Origin of the sequence: Mycobacterium sp. NPDC006124 (assembly GCF_040614235.1) — a bacterium.
Lineage (GTDB): Bacteria > Actinomycetota > Actinomycetes > Mycobacteriales > Mycobacteriaceae > Mycobacterium.
On the sequence record NZ_JBEXUA010000001.1, the window covers coordinates 708,224 to 727,025 of the forward strand.

Sequence of the window (18,802 nt, forward strand, 5' to 3'; positions counted from 1 at the left end):
ATGAACACTCGGTTGACGCGATGGGGTGACGGGCGCACACTTCGACACATGGCTAGCTTGAGTGAACAGGCCGCGCTGTCGCAGGTTGAACAGCGTCTGACCAGCAGATACATCGATTTGCCCGCTGACCGCATCCAGTCGGCGGTACAGGCCGCGCACGAACGGTTCGAGGACAGCAAGATTCGCGATTTCGTGCCGTTACTGGTCGAGCGTCGCGTGCGCGAGACCCTGGCAAACTCTTAGCTGAGCCCGCCACTTCGGGCTAATCGTGCGGGGTGGTCATTCGGCCACCGGGACGGACGCCGCTCGGGCCGCGGGCAGGTGCCCCCACATCAGAGCGGCCTCGGCTCGGGGCTGCTGGACTTGGCCGCGGACGTAGCGCCCACCACCACGTCAGCTGCGACGAAAGCCCTTCATTCGTTCGAGTATTCGCTTCGTCCGAGCCGATCCGTCGGCTGGCTTCGTAGGTGGGACGGTTGGCCTCCTCGCGGCGGCGATCTCCTCGGCGAACTCCGTCCCGTTCGAGGGCCGGCGGCGGGGATCCTTCTGCAAGGCCTGCGCGACGAGCGCCTGCAGTGGCGCGCCGGCGGTGTCCGGCAGCAGGGCCGGCTCGTCCTCCATGTGGCTCATCGCGATCGACAGCGGATCCTGGCCGGCGAACAGCGGTGTGCCCGTGATCATCTCGTATCCGACGACGGCGAGCGAGTAGACGTCGCTGGCCGCGGTTGCCACGTCACCGCGAGCCTGCTCGGGGGACATGTACCGCGCGGTGCCCATCACCGTCCCGACGTGAGTCAGGGTGGCTTCGCCCAGCACCCGCACGATGCCGAAGTCGGTCAGCTTGGCTGCACCGTCCTTCGTGACCAGGATGTTGCTGGGTTTCACGTCGCGATGTACCACCCCGGCGGCGTGGGCGTGCCCGAGCGCGCGGGCCACGCCCTCCAGCACGTTCAGGGCCCGCCCCACCGGCAGCCGCTCGGAGCGGTGGATCAGCGCACTGAGGGATTCACCCCGGATGAACTCGGTGGCCAGATAGGTGATGGTCCGCCCACCGGACGGGGAGGGATCGAAGACGTGGCCATAGTCGACGAAGCGGGCGATGCCCGGGTGGTCGAGCGAGGCGACGGTGTCGGCCTCCCGGCGAAAACGCGCCTGGGTCACCAGATCCTCGGCCACGTCGTCGCGCAGGATCTTCAGGGCGACGAGCTTGCGGGTCGGCAACTCGGTGGCCTCCCAGACCTGACCCGTGCCGCCAAACCCGATGAGCCGCTTGAGCTTGAATCGCTCGGCCAGCACCAGCCCGGCCATGCGCGTCACGGCGATGCGTCCTCCCAGCCGGACCGATGACCGCGCTCGCCTTCGTGGCGGGAGCGCGGACGTCGTTCACGGTATCGCAGCGCGGCGATCCGCAGGGGTGGTCGGTCCGCGCCGATCGTCAGTGCCCGCGGCGGGTCGAGTCGTGCAGGGCGGCGAGGCGGGCGTTGTAGGCCGCCAGGGCGGCATCGTCGTCATCCAGGTCGACCGAGGAGTCAGACGTCGTGTCGGTGCCGAGGGTCGCGCCTCTGCGCACACCGTCGAGCCAGGGCCCGAGGCTGGTGCCGGTGCGGTCGCCGCTGGCGACCCAGCGGCCGCCGACGATCACCATGAGCACCATCATCAATCCGTCACCACCGAACCACATGACGGCCCCGGCGGTCGCCTGGTCGACCAGGGCCGACGGGCCCCAATCCCGTGATGCGGCGTAGGCCGGTGCCAGGGGAGTGCTGGTCATCATCAGCATGATCCCCACCAGGGTGTCGGGGAACATGCAGATGGCGAGCACGACGAATCTGAGCAGGTGGGCCAGGGGTGGCTCGGTGGTCAACTCGTCGCCGACCAGAGGCAGCAGCAGCAGGTAGCCGGCGACGAGGTAGAGGACCAGCTCTCCGTCGTGGATCCACTCGTGCTGGCTCATCGCCTCCTGGAATCCGGTGAGGTGGGTGAGCACCAGCACCGCGGCGTAGAGCGGCACCGTCACCCGCGGCGAGATGAGCCACCGGAAGGTCCGTCCGTGGCGGGCGCGGTCGACGCGGTCGCCGAGCGGACCGCCGACGTCGTGCAACAGCCGAATGGGTTGAGCCCAGACGAGAAGTGCCGGCACCACGGTGATCAGGATCAAGTGCACGATCATGTGCACCCAGAACAGATGGTGCGAGTACACCGCCAGGGGACCGTTGACCACCAGCACCAGTAGGACGACGGCGGCCGCGGCCGCCGAGGTGCGCAGTGGCGCCCACCGCTGCCCGCGTCGGCGTAGCCGGATCAGCATGGCCAGGTAGACCCCCACGCCGAGCACGATCAGCAGGTCGGCCACCGGTGACGCCATCCACGCCGCCAAGACGGCGGCGAGGTCGGGCGATGGCGCGGCGTCCATGTTCACCATTGCAGTATGCAACAGTTGCTCATAGCCTCGGGCGAGGCCGAGTTGGACGGAGGGGGTCACATGCCGACGAGTGACGTCGTCGACGCGCGGGACTCGGTGGACGCGATCACCGACGCTCTGCTGACGGCTTCCCGGCTGCTGGTGGCCATCGCGTCGCGCTCCATCGCCGAGAACGACGACACGCTCACCATCGCCCAGTTCCGCACCCTGGTGATCCTGTCGACGCGGGGGCCGGTCAACCTGGCCACCCTGGCCGGTCTGCTCGACGTCCGACCCTCGACGACCGGCCGGATGGTGGAACGGCTCGTCGGGGCCGGGCTCATCGACCGACGTCCCAATCCCGACTCCCGCCGCGAACTCGTCGTCGACCTCACCGCGCGCGGTCGCCGGGTGGTCGCCGCCGTCACCTCCGAACGGCGCCGGCTCCTCGCCGAGATCGTCGCGACGATGCCCGAGGACGACCGACACGGTCTGGTGCGCGCGCTCACCGCGTTCACCCGAGCCGGTGGCGAGCCCGCCGTCGCGCCGGGTGGTGACTTCCTTGTCTGATCTCGGGCCCGTCCGGGTCCTCGTTCTCGGCGTGCTGGTGGCGGGCGGGCTCGGCGCGTGTTCGAGCAAGCTTCCGGGCTATCCACCTCCCGCGTCGTCGGCCGTCGCGCAGTCCACGACGTTGTCCGCGACCGCCACCCGGGGCGGCGAACTCGGCGCGCTCAGTGCCCGTGGTGTCGTGAACGCGTTGGTGCAAGCGGGATTGAGCGCACCCAACCCCGTGGACGCCACCGCCCAGGAATGCGTCGCCAGCGGATGTCAGCAGTCGGTGGTGACCGACACCGTGCGGGTCAAGTCCTTCGCCACCACGGCCAAGGCGCAGGACTACGCGGCGTCGCACAATCTGTTCCAGCTCGAGACCATCGTCGTCGAGTTCGCGCCGCCGCTGAGCGAACAGGACCGGGCGCGCTACCGCGCAGAACTCGAGGTGCTGGTGCGGTGAGGGTCGCCCCGGGCTACTCCGCCGCGGAGGTCACCGGCGTCACCGGCGTTCGGGGCATGGCGATCACGGCGACGGCGGTCGCCACGGCGACGGCGAGGACCCCGGTGAACACCGCCGCCGAACCCGCCTGAATGGCCACCGGCCCGACCGCGTGGATGTCCCCGGCGCCGAAGATCGAGTTGGCGATGGCTCCGAAGATCGCGACGCCGATGGCACTGCCCAGCGAGCGGGCGAACATGTTGTTGCCGGTGACCACACCGCGCTCCGCCCACTCCACGCTGGACTGTGCGGCGATCAAGGTGGGCACGGCGAGCAACCCCATGCCGCCGCCCATCACCAGGCACGCCACGGCCACGACCGCCACGTCGGGCCGGCCGACGGTGGTCACCAACGCCGTCGCGCCGACGATGACCAGCGTCACGCCGATCACCGCGGTCCACTTGAAACCCCAACGTAGATAGAATCTTCCGGCGATCGCCGCGGTCGCGGGCCAACCGATGGTCAAGGCCGCCAACGCGAGACCGGCGACGATGGGTTCGACGCCCAGCGACCCCTCCAGGAACGTGGGCACGTACGACGTGAGCCCCATGAGGATGGCGCCGACGCCGAAGGCGACGATCGTGGTGGCGCACAACAACCGCCGCGAGAACACCCACAGCGGCAGGATCGGCTCCGCGGCCCGTCGCTCGACCAGCACGAACGCGACGAGCAGCACCGCGCCCACGGTGAACGCTCCGATGCTCGGCAGGGAGTTCCAGGCCCAACTCTGGCCACCACCGAGGACGCCCAGCACCAGGGCGGTCATCGCCAAGGCCAGCAACACCGCGCCGGTGGTATCCACCGAGCGGTGCCGCCGCTCGACGGTCTCGTGGAAGTGCCGGTTGAACATCCACGCCGCCAGCAGACACAGCGGAATGTTGACGAGGAACACGCCACGCCAGATTCCCAGTTGGGAGAACGCCCCGCCCAGCATCGGTCCGACCACTGACGAGATCGCCCACACGCTGGCGAGATATCCCTGCACTCTGGCGCGTTCGGCCACGGTGTACACGTCGCCGACGATGGTCATCGCCGTCGGTTGCACGGCGCCGGCGCCCAAACCCTGCACCGCTCGAAAGACGATCAGCGCCAGCATGTTCCATGCCGCGGCGCACAGGATCGAGCCCAGCAGGAACAATCCGACCCCCAGCAACAGGATCGGCTTGCGACCGAAGACGTCGGACAGCTTGGCGTAGATCGGCGTAGTGACCGCTTGGCCCAGCAGGTAGGCCGAGAACAACCACGGGAACTGGTGGAAGCCGCCCAGCTCACCGACGATCGACGGCACCGCCGTCGCGAGCACGGTGGAGTCGATGGCCACCAGCCCCGTGCTCAGCATGACCGAGATCAGCACGGGCCCTCGCTCGGAGCGGAATCCCACCGCGGCTCCACTGGTGACGGTCAACGCCGCAGCTCCTCTCGTCCGTGCCGACACAACCGCGGCGACCCCCTCGGGCATTCCCGCCGCCGCCGGAACCTACGCCGCGAACCTGGCACGAATCCGTCACGCATAAACTCGGGGGAGTCGCCGGTGCCGACCGGCCATGACGAAGGGTCAGCCATGGGCAGGATCTACGAGAACGTCAGCGAGCTGGTCGGGCGCACCCCGCTCGTCCGGCTGAACCGGTTGACTGATGGGCTCGGTGCGCAGGTCGTGGCCAAGCTGGAGTTCTACAACCCGGCCAACAGCGTCAAGGACCGCATCGGCGTGGCCATAATCGACGCCGCGGAGAAGTCGGGGGAGCTCAAGCCCGGCGGCACGATCGTCGAGGCCACCAGCGGCAACACCGGCATCGCGCTGGCGATGGTCGGCGCGGCGCGTGGGTACAAGGTGATCCTGACGATGCCGGAGACGATGTCGACCGAGCGGCGGGTGATGCTGCGGGCCTACGGTGCCGAGATCGTCCTCACCCCGGGATCTGAGGGCATGGCCGGGGCCGTGGCGAGGGCCAAGCAGATCATCTCCGAGACGGAGAACGCGGTGTCGGCCAACCAGTTCGCCAACCCCGCCAACCCGGCGATCCACGAGGCGACCACCGCCGAGGAGGTCTGGGACGACACCGACGGCAAGGTCGACGTCTTCGTCGCCGGGATCGGCACCGGCGGCACGATCACCGGAGTCGGACACGTCCTGAAGGCCCGCAAACCGGACGTGCAGATCGTCGGCGTCGAGCCGATCGACTCCCCGCTGTTGACCAAGGGCGAGGCCGGGCCGCACAAGATTCAGGGCATCGGCGCCAACTTCGTCCCCGAGATCCTCGACCGAGAGAGCTATGACGAGATCATCGACGTCACGCTCGAGGACTCCGTCCGAGTCGCCCGTGAACTCGGCACCGAGGAGGGCATCCTCGGCGGCATCTCCTCCGGTGCGATCATCTGGGCCGCACTGGAACTGGCCAAGCGGCCGGAGAACGCCGGCAAGCTGATCGTCGCCATCGTCTGCGACTTCGGCGAGCGCTACATCTCCACCGTGCTGTTCGACCACATCAGGGATTGACCGCCACGTGAGCTTGCTGTCGACCCTGCGCGAGGACCTGCGCAACGCGCGGGCGCACGATCCCGCCGCGCGCGGTGACCTCGAGAACGCCCTCGTCTACTCGGGATTGCACGCAATCTGGTCCCATCGGCTGGGACACCGGATGTGGGCGAACCCGAGGTTGCGCGGACCCGCCCGGGTGCTCATGCAGCTGACCCGCTTCCTCACCGGCATCGAGATTCATCCCGGCGCGACGATCGGCCGGCGCTTCTTCATCGACCACGGCATGGGCGTGGTGATCGGGGAGACCACCGAGATCGGCGACGACGTGATGGTCTATCACGGGGTGACCCTCGGCGGCCGGACGCTGCAGCAAGTCAAGCGTCATCCCACGATCGGCCACCGCGTGACCATCGGTGCGGGCGCGAAGATCCTCGGCCCGCTGACCGTCGGGGACGACAGTGCCATCGGCGCCAACGCCGTCGTGACGCGCGACGTGCCCGCGGGCTCCATCGCCACCGGCATCCCCGCCGTCGTGCGCGTGCGGACCGAGAAGCAACGCGAAGAGGGCGTCGACCCGAACTACTACATCGATCCCGCGATGTACATCTGAGAGTGCGGTGGTGGCCGTGACGTCGCACCCGTCGTGGCGCGGTGTGCTCTGGCGACTGATACCGCTGTTGCTGGTGCCGGTGTGCTTGTCGGCCAGCACCTTTCCCGGGGAGTTCCGGGTCACGGCGAGCTACTGGGCGTTGTCGCTCGGCGCCGGCGCGGTCTTCGTCCTGGGGCGGTGGTGGCCCGCGACGACCGCAGTGCTCGTCTCGGGGTTTGCGGTACCACTGTTCGCCGCCGAGGCATGGGGTCTCTCGGGACTGATTCCCTACCTCGGCGTGCTGACCCTCGCCGAGGTGGCCACCCGCTGCGACCGGAACCTGGTGGTCGCGACGGTCACCGCGACCTGGTTGGCGGCGATGGTGATCGGCACCTGGCTCGACGACCACACCCCGCTGTGGAACGCCGCCAACGCAGTGGCCATCGCGGCTGGCGTCGGGCTGCCATTACTGCTCGGGCTGTACCTGCGGGCGCAGCGACGGTTGGCCGCGACCTACCGAGAACGGGCTGCTGATGCCGAAATGCGAAGGCTCGCAGCAGAATCGGCGGTACGCGCCCAGGAGCGCACGGTGATGGCCCGCGAACTGCACGACCTCGTGGCCCACCACATGGCCTCGATCGTGGTGCGGGTCGGCGTCACCGAGCACGTGTTCGAGGGCCTCGACCCGCGGGTGTCTGCGGTGCTGGCCGACGTGCACGACACCGCCGCCGACGCGCTGGCCGACATCCGCCGATTGCAGGCGGCGCTGCGCGATCCGGCGCTCGGCGAGGTCGCGATGATCGAACCCGAGGCGGTGTGGACCGAGATCGAGGCGGCCGTCGCACGGACGCGGGCGGCGGGATTCACGGTGGTGTCGCGCTGCGACCGTGGTGTGAGGGGGTTGGACGCCCTCGCGCGCCTGACGCTTCTCCGCGTGGTTCAGGAGGCGCTCACCAACGTGATGAAGCACTCCGATCGCGGCGACCCGGTGCAGGTGCTCGTCGACGGCCTCGACGGTGGTGTGACCGTACGCGTGGAGAACACGGTCGACGACGCGGCATCGCCCACCGCCGACGGGCACGGGCTCATCGGCATGGCAGAGCGTCTGGACTTGGTCGGCGGGCGGTTGGACGTGCGACGGGATCCGCCGCGCTGGGTGGTCGAGGCGTGGTTGCCGGCATCCTCGACGACCGCGCTGGGTGCACCCGAGTGACCAGGATCCGCGTGCTCGTCGTCGACGACCAGAGACTGGTGCGGGCTGGGTTGCGCATGTTGTGCGAGGCCACCGAGGACCTCGAGGTGGTCGGGGAGGCCGCCGACGGTGCGGAGGCCGTCCGGTTGGCCGCGGAACTGGCGCCCGACGTGGTCTTGATGGATCTTCGGATGCCGGGTCTCGACGGCGTGACCGCCACCCGTCTCGTCACGTCGGCCCGCCAGCAGTCGAAGGTGTTGGTGCTGACCACCTTCGACGACGACGAGCACCTCTACCCGGCGCTCACCGCCGGTGCGGCGGGGTTTTTGGTCAAGGACACCAGCCCCGCCGATCTCGCCGACGCCATCCGCCGGACGGCCGACGGGGACTACCCGCTGTCGCCGCACCTGCTGCGGCGGCTCGTCGACCGCGCGGTCGACGCCACACCCGCCGGTGACCCGGCGCCCGAGCAGGTGCCACTGACGGCTCGGGAACGCGACGTGCTGCCGTTGGTGGTCGACGGTATGTCCAACCAGGACATCGCCGATCGCCTGCACCTCGGGGTGAGCACGGTCAAGACGCACGTCGCGAATCTGATGGACAAGACCGGGTCGGCAAATCGTGTTCAGCTCGCGGTCTACGGCTGCCGCCGCATGGAGTGACCCGGCATGTCCATCGGGGCGGGACGTTCGCCGGGGGCGAGGACGAGGAACTGACCCATCATGCCGTGGTCTTCGTGCATCGCGAGATGGCAGTGATACATGTACGGAGACGTGGGATCGGTGTAGTCGCCGAACCGGACCGCGAGCCGAATCGCTCGTCCCGGCGGGGCGTACACGGTGTCCTTGTACCCCGCGAGGTGCGGCGGTGGCGGCGCGCCGTCGACGTCGATGATCCGAAATTGCGTGTCGTGCACGTGAAAGTTGTGCGGCCAGTCGTCGACGTTGCGAACGGTCCAGATCTCGTCGTTGCCGACGGTGGCGGCGAAATCGATGCGGTTCATGTCCATTCGGTTGCCGTTGATCATGAACCACTGAAGGTCGAATGACCGGTGTAGGCCCGCGTCGGGTGACGGCGTCGCGGGCAACCTCGCCAGCGTGGCGGGGAGGCCGGCGCTGCGGCGCAGCGTCGCGGCGGGTCGCAGTTCCAGGATCTCGAAGGTGTCCTCGAGGCCGAATCGTCGGGCCTTGGCGGGCGGCAGTCCCGCATAGTCCTCGAATGCGAACGACCGCAACGACGTCGGACGGCCGGGCGACACATCGACGACGATCTCCGCGCGCTCACCGGGACTCAGCCGAAGTCGGCGGACCGGCACCGGCGCCGGCAGCAGTCCGCCGTCACTGCCGATCACGTGGAACTCGCGGTCGTCGGCGAAACCCAGGTCGTAGAGTCGGCCGCCGGAGCCGTTGAGCACACGCAGCCGAACGCGCTCCGTGACGACCGAGAGATGAGCGCCGGCAATGCCGTTGGTGACGATCGTGTCCCCGAGGAGCCCGACGTCGGTCGAGTCGGACTCGTCGAACGCGCCGGTCTCGGTGAACCGGCGGTCCTGGATGATCAGCGGGACGTCGTCGACGCCGTAGTCGTGGGGCAGGTCGTCGGGTGACTCGTCGTCGTCGACGAGGAAGAGGCCGGCGAGACCGCGGTAGACGTGCTTCTCGGTGTCACCGTGGGGATGTGGGTGATACCAGAGCGTCGCGGCGGGTTGTCGGACCGTCCACGCGGGCCGCCACCGGGCGCCGGGGGCGACCATCTGATGCGGGCCGCCGTCGCAGCGCGCCGGTAGGTGCATGCCGTGCCAGTGCACGGTGGTCGGTGCCGGCAGCGCGTTCTCGAATTCCACGGCAACGGTCTCACCGTTGCGCGCCCTAAGGGTGGGCCCCAGGATCGAGCCGTTGAATCCCCACGTCGGCGTGCTCGTGCCCGCGACCATCGCGGTGCGTCCGGGTGCGGCGCGCAGGCTGAAGACCCGGGTGCCGTCGGCGGCGAGGGTCGAGGCGGCCAGCGGTGGGATGGGCAGCGGGCGGGTCCGATTACCGGGCGCGGCAACCGAATCGCGTACCGCGGAGCACGAGGGTGACAAGACGACGGGACTCGCGGCGAGGCCGAGCAAGAATCGGCGGCGCGACAGGGCGGACACGTGTTCTCCAGGGGTGGTGGTCGGTCGAGCGGACCCCTCGAGTCTTCGGTGCATGCCTGGCTGGCGAATCCGCCGTCGGGCCGGTCCCGTCGGCGCCGATCTCCTCCGTCGGACCCTTGCGGCGGGGCACCCGTTCTGGTAGCAGACCTCAGACCGTCGCCGGCACCCGCGCGGCGGCGGCCGAGGCCACCATGTCCTGCTTCAGGGCGGTGAAGTCGGAGATGGTCTTGGTCGACACCGTCGCGACCGGCCGGGCGTTGCGGCCGCTGGCGTCGGCCTTGGAGACCATCACCACGCTGTCGATGTAGGGCTGAATGGTGGTGGCGTTCTGCACCGTGGCGACGATGACGAGCTGGAAGCCGAACTTGCGAAACGCCTGCAGTGCCTGCTGGGCGAACTGCGGGTCGGACTTGGAGAACGCCTCGTCGAGCATCAGCTGCGCGAACACCGGTCGGTTGGCTTCGTCTGATTCCACACTGGAGGGCGCAGCCAGGTTGAAGCTCAGTGCGCCGGCCAAGCAGAAGGCCATCAGTTTCTCCTGCTCGCCGCCGGAATTGTCGCCGGCATTGCTGTGCGTGCGGATCAGTTCCTCGGTGGCGACGTCCCACTCGGCGCAGTCGAAGGTGAACCGGTTGCGCACGTCGAGTGCGTCGCGCGTCCAGGCCTTGTCCTCCGGCGCGGTGGACGCCAGCCGGTTGCGCAGCCGCAGGATGTCGGCGTATTGGTCGAGGATCGCCTGCTTGTCGCCCAGCCCGACCTCGGCGATCCGCCGGGAGATGGCCTTGACGATGTCGGTGAGTTCGGCGACCGCGGTCAGGCTGCGCGGGGTGGCGCGCAGCGTCAGCCGGGTGCCGCGGTTGAACTCCACCGCGCCCAGCCCGGTGTTGACTCGGGTGATCTGCTCGCTGATGCGGCGCGTCTCCTGCTCGGCGACGCGGTGCAGGGTCAGGATCGCGTCCGGCGCCTGCTCGGTGACCAGACGCATCATCCGCTCGTAGGCCTCGGGCAGCTCCCGCTCGTCGATGTGACGGCACAGTGCCACGTAGTCGTGCACGCGCTCGTCGAAGGCGTCGCTGTCGTTGGGGATCGCGTCGGGGAACGCGGTGTCGAAGGTGTTGAGGATGCGGGCCAGTTCGTCGTAGGAACGCCGGCGGCTCTCGCGCAACTGCTCGCGTTCCCGCCGGATCGCGGTGAAGACCGCCTCGCGGTGCGGCTCGGGGTTGAGCAACTCCAGCGTCACCGGCACGTCGCCTGCGTAGCGGTTCAACAGCTCGGTCAACGGCTCCGACACGAACGCCGGGGTGAGGCGCTCGACGAGTTCGAGCAGGCGGGTGCGCCTCTGGTCGAGGTCGTCGCGACGGGTCTGAATCGCCCCGCGGCGCGTCATCAAGGTCTGGATCTCCTGCCAGCATTCCTCGGCGCGGGCATTGAGGGCTTCGATGTCGGGATGCTCTGCGAGCAATAGTTCGTACTGGTCGCGCAACCGGTCGGCGTGCCCGTCGGCGGAGTCGACGTCGACCTGGTTCCACTGGGGGAACTGCTCGCAGATCGCCTTGCACGCCGCCGCCCGGTCACGCCACTGCTGGCGTTCCGCGGCGATGGCATCCGCGGCGCTACGGGCCTGGTGGTAGGCCTCCTCGGCCATGGCGAAGTCGACGGTGAGTGCGTCGATCTTGGCGGCGACGTCACCCTGGAAGATGTAGTCCGACTGGCGAAGTGGGCGCCGGTCGTCCTTGACGGCCAGACGGTCGGAGTCCTTGTACAAGCCGGTGTCGGTGACCGCCCGGCGGAAGCGGGGGAACACGTCCGGGACGTCGACGCACACGTGGTCGCCCGCCGCGGCGACGACATCTGCTGCCTCGGCGGCGCAGGGGTGGTGGTCGTCGACCACGAACAGCTTGCCCGCCAAGGTATTCGGTTCGGCTTCCACGGGTTGGGCGCCGACGAACTTCGCGCGCACGTGATGCAGCTGTAGCCGTCCGCCCATGTTGGTGTCGTTGACGAATCGCAGTACTGCCGCGTAGTGGGAGTCGGGTACCAGCAGTCGCAAGCCGACGCCACGCAGCACCTTCTCCACGGCCACGCGCCAGCGCCCGTGTTCGGGCCGCAGATCCATCAGCTCGGCGATGTAGGGCAGCTCATCGGACGTCACGCCGACGGCGGCGCAGATGTGGTCACGCATGGTGATGGCCGACTCGGGCAGCGCCGACCCGACGTGCTCCACCCGGCGTAGCTCCTTCGCGGCGTCGTCTCGGGCGATCCTCGCGAGCTTCTGGGCGTACTCGGCGTCGGTGGAGGCCTCCCGGCCGCGGTCCAGCCGGGCGAGCATCTCGTTGGCCTGCGTGCTGAGTTCCTCGCGCAGATTCCAGAATTCGTCGGCGGTCTCGGGGATTCGGACGTCGTGCGGTGCGAGCATGGCCTCGTAAGTGGCCCGGCGGCGGGAGACTTCCTCGGCCTGCGCCTCGGCTGCGGCGACCTGCGACTGCAGTGGACCGATGCTGGCGCTGGATCCGCTGATCTGACCGTTGAGCGAATCCGCTTCGGCCTTGGCCAGATTCAGCGACCTGGTCACGTCCTCGTACTCGTTGCCGAGCTGGTCGATGGTGGCGTCGAGCGAGTCGATCTGCGCCGGTGCCTGTGCGAGCCGCAGGTGGTCGGTGTAGGCCCGCACCATCGGCTGGTCGACTAGGTCGATGATGCCGAGATCGGAGGACTCCGAGCCGTACCGCTGCTGGATCTTCTCGATGTCGCCGAGGATCTTGCGCTTGCGTTGCGCGACGGCGAGCAGCTCGCGGGCGTCGACGAGGGGGTCGATCTGCTTGAGCGCGTCGGGCAAACGGGTCAGGCTGCTGGGCTCGTCGAGCATGAACTCGCGGACGAACTGCTCGAGACCGCCGACGCTCTTGAGCGACTTGGCCTTTCCGAGTAGCTGCTGGGCGGCGTCGGAGGCGCGGATGCCGATCGTCGCGTACAGCTGCGCCAGGTACTGAGACTCGACCTTGGTGGAGAATCGCCAGCCCGAATCCTCCCCGTCGCTTCGCTCGCCCCGAACCTTGAACACGCTCGCGTCGAACCGGTTCGACGCCCACCGGTTGCAGACGTCCTCGACGTCACGGTCGCCGTCGGCGAGCACGAACCGGCTCGAAGAATCCGAACGCGATTCGCCCGTAAGCCATTTGAGTACCAACCCGGTCACGGACCGGCCGGTGTTGCTGGTGTAGGTGACCGCCACCGCCGACCAAGCGGCGCCGTCGCCACGGAGGTACATGACCTTGCTGGCGCCCGCCTCGCTGCGCTGGCCCCACGCCCCGCGGACGTATTTGTCGACGGTGCGGCGCCCGGCGCTCGACCCGGCGGCGGAGTTGTCGCCCGAGGCGTTGAAGTTGCGGCGGTTGAACGGAAGGAACCCGAGCGAGATGGCGTCCAGCAGTGAGGACTTGCCGCTGCCGGACGCGCCGGCGATCAGCGCGCCGCCTTCACTGAACGGGATGGAGTGGTAGCCGTCGAACACGCCCCAGTTGACGACCTGGAGGCGGGACAGGTGAAATTGCTCAGACATCCAGTGACACGTCCACTTCGCTTGGCAGGCCGGTGCTTCCACCGCGCAGGAGCAATTCGAACTGCTGTTGTAACTCGCTGATCACCGACGCCGTCATGACCGCGGTGATGACCGGGCTGACGGTGTAGCTGTCCTCGTCGTCTCGACTCCTGCGCAGGATCTCCAGGCCCGTCAGCCGGGCGATCGCGCCGTCGATCCTGGCGGTGAAGGTGACGGCGTCGCGGTCGACGTCGTTGAGTACACCGGCGAACAACCCGTGCACCTCGTCACGGCTGATCAGCACGGTGTCGTCACCGGAGGCGCGCATCATCTGGGCCAGGTGCAGAGCCAGGATGGAGTCGTAGGTGCCCAGCGGCTCGCGGCGCAACAGCTTGACCCCGCGGGCCGACTCGTAGCGAGCCTGTTCGACGAAGGCGACCTCCACCCCGTCGACGATCTTGAGCACGAGGTCGAGTTCGGAGAGCCGGACGGTGAGTTGGCTGCGGTACTCGAGCACCCACGTGTAGAGGTCGCGTTCGGTCTCGGCGCTGATGTAGCGCCGGGTCAGCAGGTGCTGCAGTGCCCAGCACGCGCGGTCGGGCAGCTCGCTGACGTCACCGTCGAAGCGCGGCCGGCGTTGGTGCGGGGGTCGGGCCGACTGGTCGACCTGCGGCAGTGCCGAGAAGCCCGAGTAGTCGTGGGCCGCGGATTCGGGGTCGCTCACGACGCGGCTCCCAGCAGACTCGACACGGGTTCGGTGAACATCAGGTGCGGAACCTCCATCTCACGGTCGCGACCGTCCAGGGACTGGAAGCGCACCGTGGTCGACGCCGTCGTGCGTGCGTGCGGGCTGGTGGGGACGGGTTGTTTGAGGGCCCAAGACCACAGCACGATGACGTGGCCGAGGTAGGCCGACTCCAGCATGTCCACGGCGTCGGACAGCGAGAGCGGTCCCTCGGCGAGTGCGGTGTTGATCAGTTCCGACATCGCCGGGGCGTCGACCTGAGTCGTCAGGGCGGCGAAGCTGGACAGGTCGACCTCGCCCTCGGCGGGGCGGGCCGGTCGGGGGTTGGACAGGTCGCCGATGCGGAAGCTCAGCGCCCCGACCGAGCTGATGGCGTGCCGGGCCAGGGGCAGTTCCAGGTCGAGGCGGGAGTCGGTCAGCGACGACTTCAGCAGGGTGCGGGCGGCGCCGATGGCCTCGTTGAGCTGACGTGCCACGCCGCGGCTCTGCTCGAGGGTGCCGAATGCGGTGAAGCGCTTCACGCGTTGGGCGCAGCGCTGCTGGATGCGTTCGACCTCGTCGATCTGGTGCCCGACGAGTTCGAAGAATCCCGCCATCACCTTGCGCAGGGCCGGATCGAGCGCCGGCAGGGCCTCGGCGACGGCCGCCACGTCGGCTTCGAACTCGGCGCGCTGGTCGGGGTCGTTGATCATCCGGAGGAAGGCGCGGTGCGAATCGCGGCCCTGAGAATCCCAGGCCGCCTGGTAGTCGGCGTACATCTGGCGCTGCCGGTCGCGGTACTCCAGATTGCCGTCGATCGGCTCGTCGAGCGCGGCGGTGGCCTGTTCGATCATCGTGCCGTACTGGCCGATGTCGGTGATCAGCCGCTCCATCTGCAGGGCGATGGCGCGTGCCTCGTCGTAGGCGTCGGTCAGGTCGGGCTCGGGCCCGGCCACGTCGTCGTCACCGCGGTCGAGCGCCTCCAGTGCGGCGTGCAACGCGGCGATCTCGGACTCGATGCCAGCGCGCATCCGATCGGGGTCGTTGCCGACGCGCAGCGCGACCTGCTTGAGGCGCGCGGCGATGCCGGTGATGGAACCGCCGGTGGCGATGGTGTCCTGGCGGCGCAGCCCGCGCAGGAAGTCCAACGCCCGGCGCGCATCCTGGGTCAGATAGCAGAGGTTGCGCTCGACGCCGGAGCGCTGGTCGGCGACGCGGTGCAGCCAGCCCTGGCTGGCCCACGACTTGATCAGCGCCAGGCCTGACTGCTCGCCGCCGGGGCGCCCCAGCTGCTCGAGGTCACGCTCCAGCCGGACCACCAGGTCGGGCTCGCCGACCACACCCTCGCCGAGGTGGCGTTCCATCAGCGTGCCGTACACGCCCAGGTTGAGGGTGCTCAGCAGTCGAATGGTGGGGGAAGCCTGGATCTCGCGATTCAGTTCGAGGAGCTCGGATGCCGTCGTCTCGGCTGCGCCGTCCACGTGACGTCCACCTCCCTTCGTTCGTCGCCGACGGTCCAAGATAGGGCACGGCACCGACCGCGGATCGCACGACGCGCAGGCGCACGACGACCCCCGTTCCGGTGCTCGTCACAGGAGCCTCAACCGTCGCGTCAGCACCACCGAGCGTCGTCGTGTCGGTTCCCGAAGTCCGGCGGCTCGCCCCCCGGAGATACCTCGTGGCAACCCCGACGAAGAGGATCCGGGTACCCGAACTTTACCGACCATGGTGCCCAAAGTCATTGTTTCCGTTGATGTTTCACCTCATCCGAGTTGCACATCCCGGATGCGGCCGGGTATGTTCTTGGCAACGAAGGGGAGTAGCCCCCAACTCGGCAGTCGACATGCTGGCAGCGCTCGCGCCGCCCGGCCGCCGAGACCGGAATCTCACCGGTGGGCGAGACCTTCGGCCGCTGTGACCATTGGGTCGTCGGCCGGAGGTACCCAACCCCCGCGACGCCCACCGACCAAGGAGTTCCGGGTGTTCGCCGCTCTGCTACTCAGTTTCGCCGTGATCTTCGTCGCCGAGATGGGCGACAAGTCTCAGTTGATGGCGATGGTGTTCGCGCTGCGCTACCGCTGGTGGGTGGTGCTCGCCGCGATCACCACCGCGACCACGATCGTGCACATCCTGTCCGTCGCGATCGGGCACTACCTGGGCGCCGCGTTGCCCACACATCTGCTCGGCGTCATCGCCGGCGTCATGTTCGTCGTGTTCGGCCTGTGGACGCTTCGGGGTGACAAGCTCTCCGACGCCGAGGCCAGCCGCGCCCAGAAGGCGGCCGCCCCGGCGTTCTTCGTCGTCACCTCCTCGTTCCTGCTCGCCGAACTGGGCGACAAGACCATGCTGGCCACCATCACCCTCGCCGCGGACAACGATTGGGTCGGCGTCTGGATCGGCTCGACCCTCGGCATGGTGGCCGCCGACGGCCTCGCGATCATCGTCGGCGCGGTGGCCGGCAAGCACCTCCCCGAGCGGTTGATCCAGATCTCCGCGGCCGCCCTGTTCCTGATCTTCGGCGTCTACATGCTGCTGGAGAGCTTCGCGCCGGCCATGCCCGTAGTACTGATGGTCGCCAGCTCGGTGGGCGTCGTCGCACTGCTCGCCGCGGTCCTGTGGCGGCTGCCGCAGCGATGGCGCCCCCCGGTCTTGCGGAGCCAGGCCCGGGACTCCGACCGCAGCGGCGACGTGTCGCCAGTCGTGCACCCCTGAGCGCGCTCAGAACTCGATGCGCGACCCCATGACGACCGTGCGGTCATGGGGCAGGTGGAAGAAGTCCGCCGCGTCGGCCGTGAGATAGGACGTCGCGATGAACAGCCGCTTGCGCCACGGCGCCATGGTCGGCTCGGGGCTCGCGTCGAGTTCCAGCTTGGACAGGAAGAACGACGCCTCGTCGACGTCGATCGCGCCCTCGGTCTCCGCGGCGGTCAGCAGTCGCAGCGCGGCCGGGACGTCCGACGGTTCCATGTAGCCGAATCTTGCCGTCACGTGGACGATTCCGTCCTCGTTGAGGCCGAGTGAGTCGACCTCGGTGCGTTCGTCGACTGGGATGCGCGGCACGGGTTCGGTCTCGATGGTCATGATGACGACGTGTTCGTGGCGCACGTGGCTGTGCTCGACGTTGGCCCGCATCGCCAGGGGCGCGGTCTCCATGCCACGGTTGAGGAACACAGCGGTGCCGGGCACCCGCGACAGGGGTGGGTCGTACTTCGACAGCCCGTCGATGAACTCCCGTAGCGGGCCCTCGGCTTCTTCCCGGGCCGCGGTGACGAGCTTGCGCCCCCGCTCCCAGGTCATCATGACGGTCCACGCCGCGACGGCGATCAACAGTGGCAGCCAGGCGCCGTGCACCAGCTTGGTCAGGTTGGCCGCCAAGAACAGCGCGTCGACTCCCAGCAGTGCGCCCCCGCCGATGACGACCATCCACAGCGGCGTGCCCCACCGGGTGCGCGCGAGATAGAAGAACAGCAGGGTGACGATGGTGATGGTCCCGATCACCGCCATGCCGTAGGCGTAGGCCAGCTTGGCCGAACTCTCGAAGGCGAACACCAGGATCAGCACCGACACCATCAGCATCCAGTTGATCGCGGGCACGTAGACCTGGCCGTAGGCCGACGCCGAGGTGTGCACGACCCGCAGTCGGGGCAGCAGACCGAGCTTCGCGGCCTGCGCCGCCACCGAGAACGCCCCGGTGATCACGGCCTGCGAGGCGATGATGGTGGCCGCGGTGGCGAGCAGGACCATGGGAAGCCGGGCCCCGTCGGGCATCAGCAGGAAGAACGGGGCGCTGACGTTGCGCTGGTCGCCGATGATCAACGCGCCCTGGCCGAAGTAGTTGCACACCAGCGCCGGCAGCACGACGAACAACCACGCCAAGGTGATGGGCCGCCGGCCGAAGTGGCCCATGTCGGCATAGAGCGCCTCGGCGCCGGTGACGGCCAGGACGACCGCCGCCAGCGCGAAGAACGCAATGTGAAAGTGCCCGAACATGAACGACACCGCGTAGGTGGGGGAGATCGCCTTGAGGATCTCCGGATGGCCGACGATGCCCCCGATGCCGAAAGCGCCGATCGACACGAACCACAGGATCATCACCGGACCGAAGAACCGGCCCACCTTCGCCGTGCCGTGGCGCTGAACCAGGAACAGGCACACGATGATCACCGCCGTGATCGGCACCACCCAGTCCTGCAGATCCGGGGTGACGGTCTTGATGCCCTCGACCGCGGACAGCACCGAGATGGCCGGGGTGATCATGCTGTCGCCGAAGAACAGTGACGCGCCGAACAATCCGAGCGCCGCGAGCACCGCCGCGGTGCGTCGGCCGCGTGAGGCCGCACCATGCTTGAGCATCGTGATGAGCGCCATGATGCCGCCCTCGCCGTCGTTGTCGGCGCGCATCACCAGGGTGATGTAGGTCAGGGTGACGATGATCATCACCGACCAGAAGATCAGGGACACAATGCCGTACACGTTGTCCACGTTGATCGGCACCGGGTGGGGGTCGGCGGGATCGAACAACGTCTGCAGGGTGTAGATCGGGCTGGTGCCGATGTCGCCGAACACCACTCCCAGTGCGCCGAGCACCAGCGCCGCGCGAAATGGGGGGGTGTGGTTCGTGCCGGCCGGCCGCGACGGCGCCGCCATGACTTCGGAGTTCGTCTGCACCACGGTGTCCTTGCTTCAGG

The 18,802-nt window shown here is 68.6% G+C and carries 16 protein-coding genes; 8 read left to right on the forward strand and 8 right to left on the reverse strand.

The window, feature by feature from the left end; translation table 11 throughout:
• Positions 1-48 precede the first annotated feature (48 nt).
• Positions 49-243: a three-helix bundle dimerization domain-containing protein gene (locus ABZ195_RS03435; RefSeq protein ID WP_355214826.1), complete on the forward strand. Its 195-nt coding sequence runs from the start codon at positions 49-51 to the stop codon at positions 241-243.
• Positions 244-393: 150 nt separating this feature from the next.
• Here the strand turns inward: ABZ195_RS03435 and ABZ195_RS03440 are convergent, their stop codons facing one another.
• A complete protein-coding gene (locus ABZ195_RS03440) occupies positions 394-1,308 on the reverse strand; it encodes a serine/threonine-protein kinase (protein WP_355214952.1) in 915 nt (304 codons plus the stop codon).
• Between the two features lie 127 nt (positions 1,309-1,435).
• Positions 1,436-2,413, reverse strand: coding sequence for a cytochrome c oxidase assembly protein (locus ABZ195_RS03445; protein ID WP_355214828.1), 978 nt, complete (start codon positions 2,411-2,413; stop codon positions 1,436-1,438).
• 69 nt (positions 2,414-2,482) lie between these two features.
• On the opposite strand from ABZ195_RS03445, the gene ABZ195_RS03450 reads away from it, so the two are divergent.
• Positions 2,483-2,971 carry a MarR family transcriptional regulator gene (locus tag ABZ195_RS03450; RefSeq protein ID WP_355214954.1) on the forward strand — a complete coding sequence of 163 codons (489 nt, stop codon included), beginning with the start codon at positions 2,483-2,485 and terminating at the stop codon, positions 2,969-2,971.
• Positions 2,964-3,413: a hypothetical protein gene (locus ABZ195_RS03455; protein WP_355214829.1), complete on the forward strand. Its 450-nt coding sequence runs from the start codon at positions 2,964-2,966 to the stop codon at positions 3,411-3,413. Before ABZ195_RS03450 ends, ABZ195_RS03455 begins: the two co-directional genes overlap by 8 nt.
• Positions 3,414-3,426: 13 nt before the next feature.
• Here ABZ195_RS03455 and ABZ195_RS03460 read toward each other — a convergent pair whose 3' ends face one another.
• Complete coding sequence (locus tag ABZ195_RS03460; protein ID WP_355214831.1) at positions 3,427-4,857, reverse strand: MFS transporter; 1,431 nt, start codon at positions 4,855-4,857, stop codon at positions 3,427-3,429.
• 156 nt (positions 4,858-5,013) lie between these two features.
• Here ABZ195_RS03460 and cysK point away from each other — a divergent pair, with 156 nt between their 5' ends.
• The 4 genes from cysK to ABZ195_RS03480 are packed head-to-tail and all read left to right on the forward strand — an operon-like array spanning position 5,014 to position 8,374.
• The gene (gene cysK / locus ABZ195_RS03465; RefSeq protein WP_355214833.1) at positions 5,014-5,949 is read left to right on the forward strand and encodes a cysteine synthase A; all 936 of its coding nucleotides are present in this window, start codon (positions 5,014-5,016) and stop codon (positions 5,947-5,949) included.
• 7 nt (positions 5,950-5,956) lie between these two features.
• Positions 5,957-6,541, forward strand: coding sequence for a serine O-acetyltransferase EpsC (gene epsC, locus ABZ195_RS03470; RefSeq protein WP_355214835.1), 585 nt, complete (start codon positions 5,957-5,959; stop codon positions 6,539-6,541).
• A 10-nt stretch (positions 6,542-6,551) separates the two neighbouring features.
• Positions 6,552-7,733: a histidine kinase gene (locus ABZ195_RS03475; protein WP_355214837.1), complete on the forward strand. Its 1,182-nt coding sequence runs from the start codon at positions 6,552-6,554 to the stop codon at positions 7,731-7,733.
• A complete protein-coding gene (locus ABZ195_RS03480; RefSeq protein ID WP_355214839.1) occupies positions 7,730-8,374 on the forward strand; it encodes a response regulator transcription factor in 645 nt (214 codons plus the stop codon). The genes ABZ195_RS03475 and ABZ195_RS03480 overlap by 4 nt, the downstream gene beginning before the upstream one ends.
• Here ABZ195_RS03480 and ABZ195_RS03485 read toward each other — a convergent pair.
• From ABZ195_RS03485 to ABZ195_RS03500, 4 genes are all read right to left on the reverse strand, one after another.
• Entirely contained in the window at positions 8,350-9,852 is a 1,503-nt protein-coding gene (locus ABZ195_RS03485) for a multicopper oxidase domain-containing protein (protein ID WP_355214841.1), read from the reverse strand. The genes ABZ195_RS03480 and ABZ195_RS03485 overlap by 25 nt on opposite strands.
• A gap of 148 nt (positions 9,853-10,000) precedes the next feature.
• Positions 10,001-13,411, reverse strand: a complete 3,411-nt coding sequence (locus tag ABZ195_RS03490) for an ATP-binding protein (protein ID WP_355214843.1) — start codon at positions 13,409-13,411, stop codon at positions 10,001-10,003.
• Positions 13,404-14,114, reverse strand: a complete 711-nt coding sequence (locus ABZ195_RS03495) for a DUF4194 domain-containing protein (protein WP_355214844.1) — start codon at positions 14,112-14,114, stop codon at positions 13,404-13,406. Before ABZ195_RS03495 ends, ABZ195_RS03490 begins: the two co-directional genes overlap by 8 nt.
• On the reverse strand, positions 14,111-15,595 hold the full coding sequence (locus ABZ195_RS03500; RefSeq protein ID WP_355214846.1) for a DUF3375 domain-containing protein: 1,485 nt from the start codon (positions 15,593-15,595) through the stop codon (positions 14,111-14,113). Before ABZ195_RS03500 ends, ABZ195_RS03495 begins: the two co-directional genes overlap by 4 nt.
• 499 nt (positions 15,596-16,094) lie before the next feature.
• On the opposite strand from ABZ195_RS03500, the gene ABZ195_RS03505 reads away from it, so the two are divergent.
• Positions 16,095-16,826, forward strand: coding sequence for a TMEM165/GDT1 family protein (locus ABZ195_RS03505; protein WP_355214848.1), 732 nt, complete (start codon positions 16,095-16,097; stop codon positions 16,824-16,826).
• A gap of 6 nt (positions 16,827-16,832) precedes the next feature.
• Here ABZ195_RS03505 and ABZ195_RS03510 read toward each other — a convergent pair whose 3' ends face one another.
• Positions 16,833-18,761 (reverse strand): potassium transporter Kup, encoded by a 1,929-nt coding sequence (locus tag ABZ195_RS03510; protein WP_355214956.1) that lies wholly within the window; start codon positions 18,759-18,761, stop codon positions 16,833-16,835.
• Positions 18,762-18,802 lie beyond the last annotated feature (41 nt).

Excerpts from the sequence above, each read along its gene's own strand:
- ABZ195_RS03435 (WP_355214826.1), top strand. The coding sequence starts at position 49 with ATGGCTAGCTTGAGTGAACAGGCCGCGCTGTCGCAGGTTGAACAGCGT.
- ABZ195_RS03440 (WP_355214952.1), bottom strand. The coding sequence starts at position 1,308 with ATGGCCGGGCTGGTGCTGGCCGAGCGATTCAAGCTCAAGCGGCTCATC.
- ABZ195_RS03445 (WP_355214828.1), bottom strand. The coding sequence starts at position 2,413 with ATGGACGCCGCGCCATCGCCCGACCTCGCCGCCGTCTTGGCGGCGTGG.
- ABZ195_RS03450 (WP_355214954.1), top strand. The coding sequence starts at position 2,483 with ATGCCGACGAGTGACGTCGTCGACGCGCGGGACTCGGTGGACGCGATC.
- cysK (WP_355214833.1), top strand. The coding sequence starts at position 5,014 with ATGGGCAGGATCTACGAGAACGTCAGCGAGCTGGTCGGGCGCACCCCG.
- ABZ195_RS03490 (WP_355214843.1), bottom strand. The coding sequence starts at position 13,411 with ATGTCTGAGCAATTTCACCTGTCCCGCCTCCAGGTCGTCAACTGGGGC.
- ABZ195_RS03510 (WP_355214956.1), bottom strand. The coding sequence starts at position 18,761 with ATGGCGGCGCCGTCGCGGCCGGCCGGCACGAACCACACCCCCCCATTT.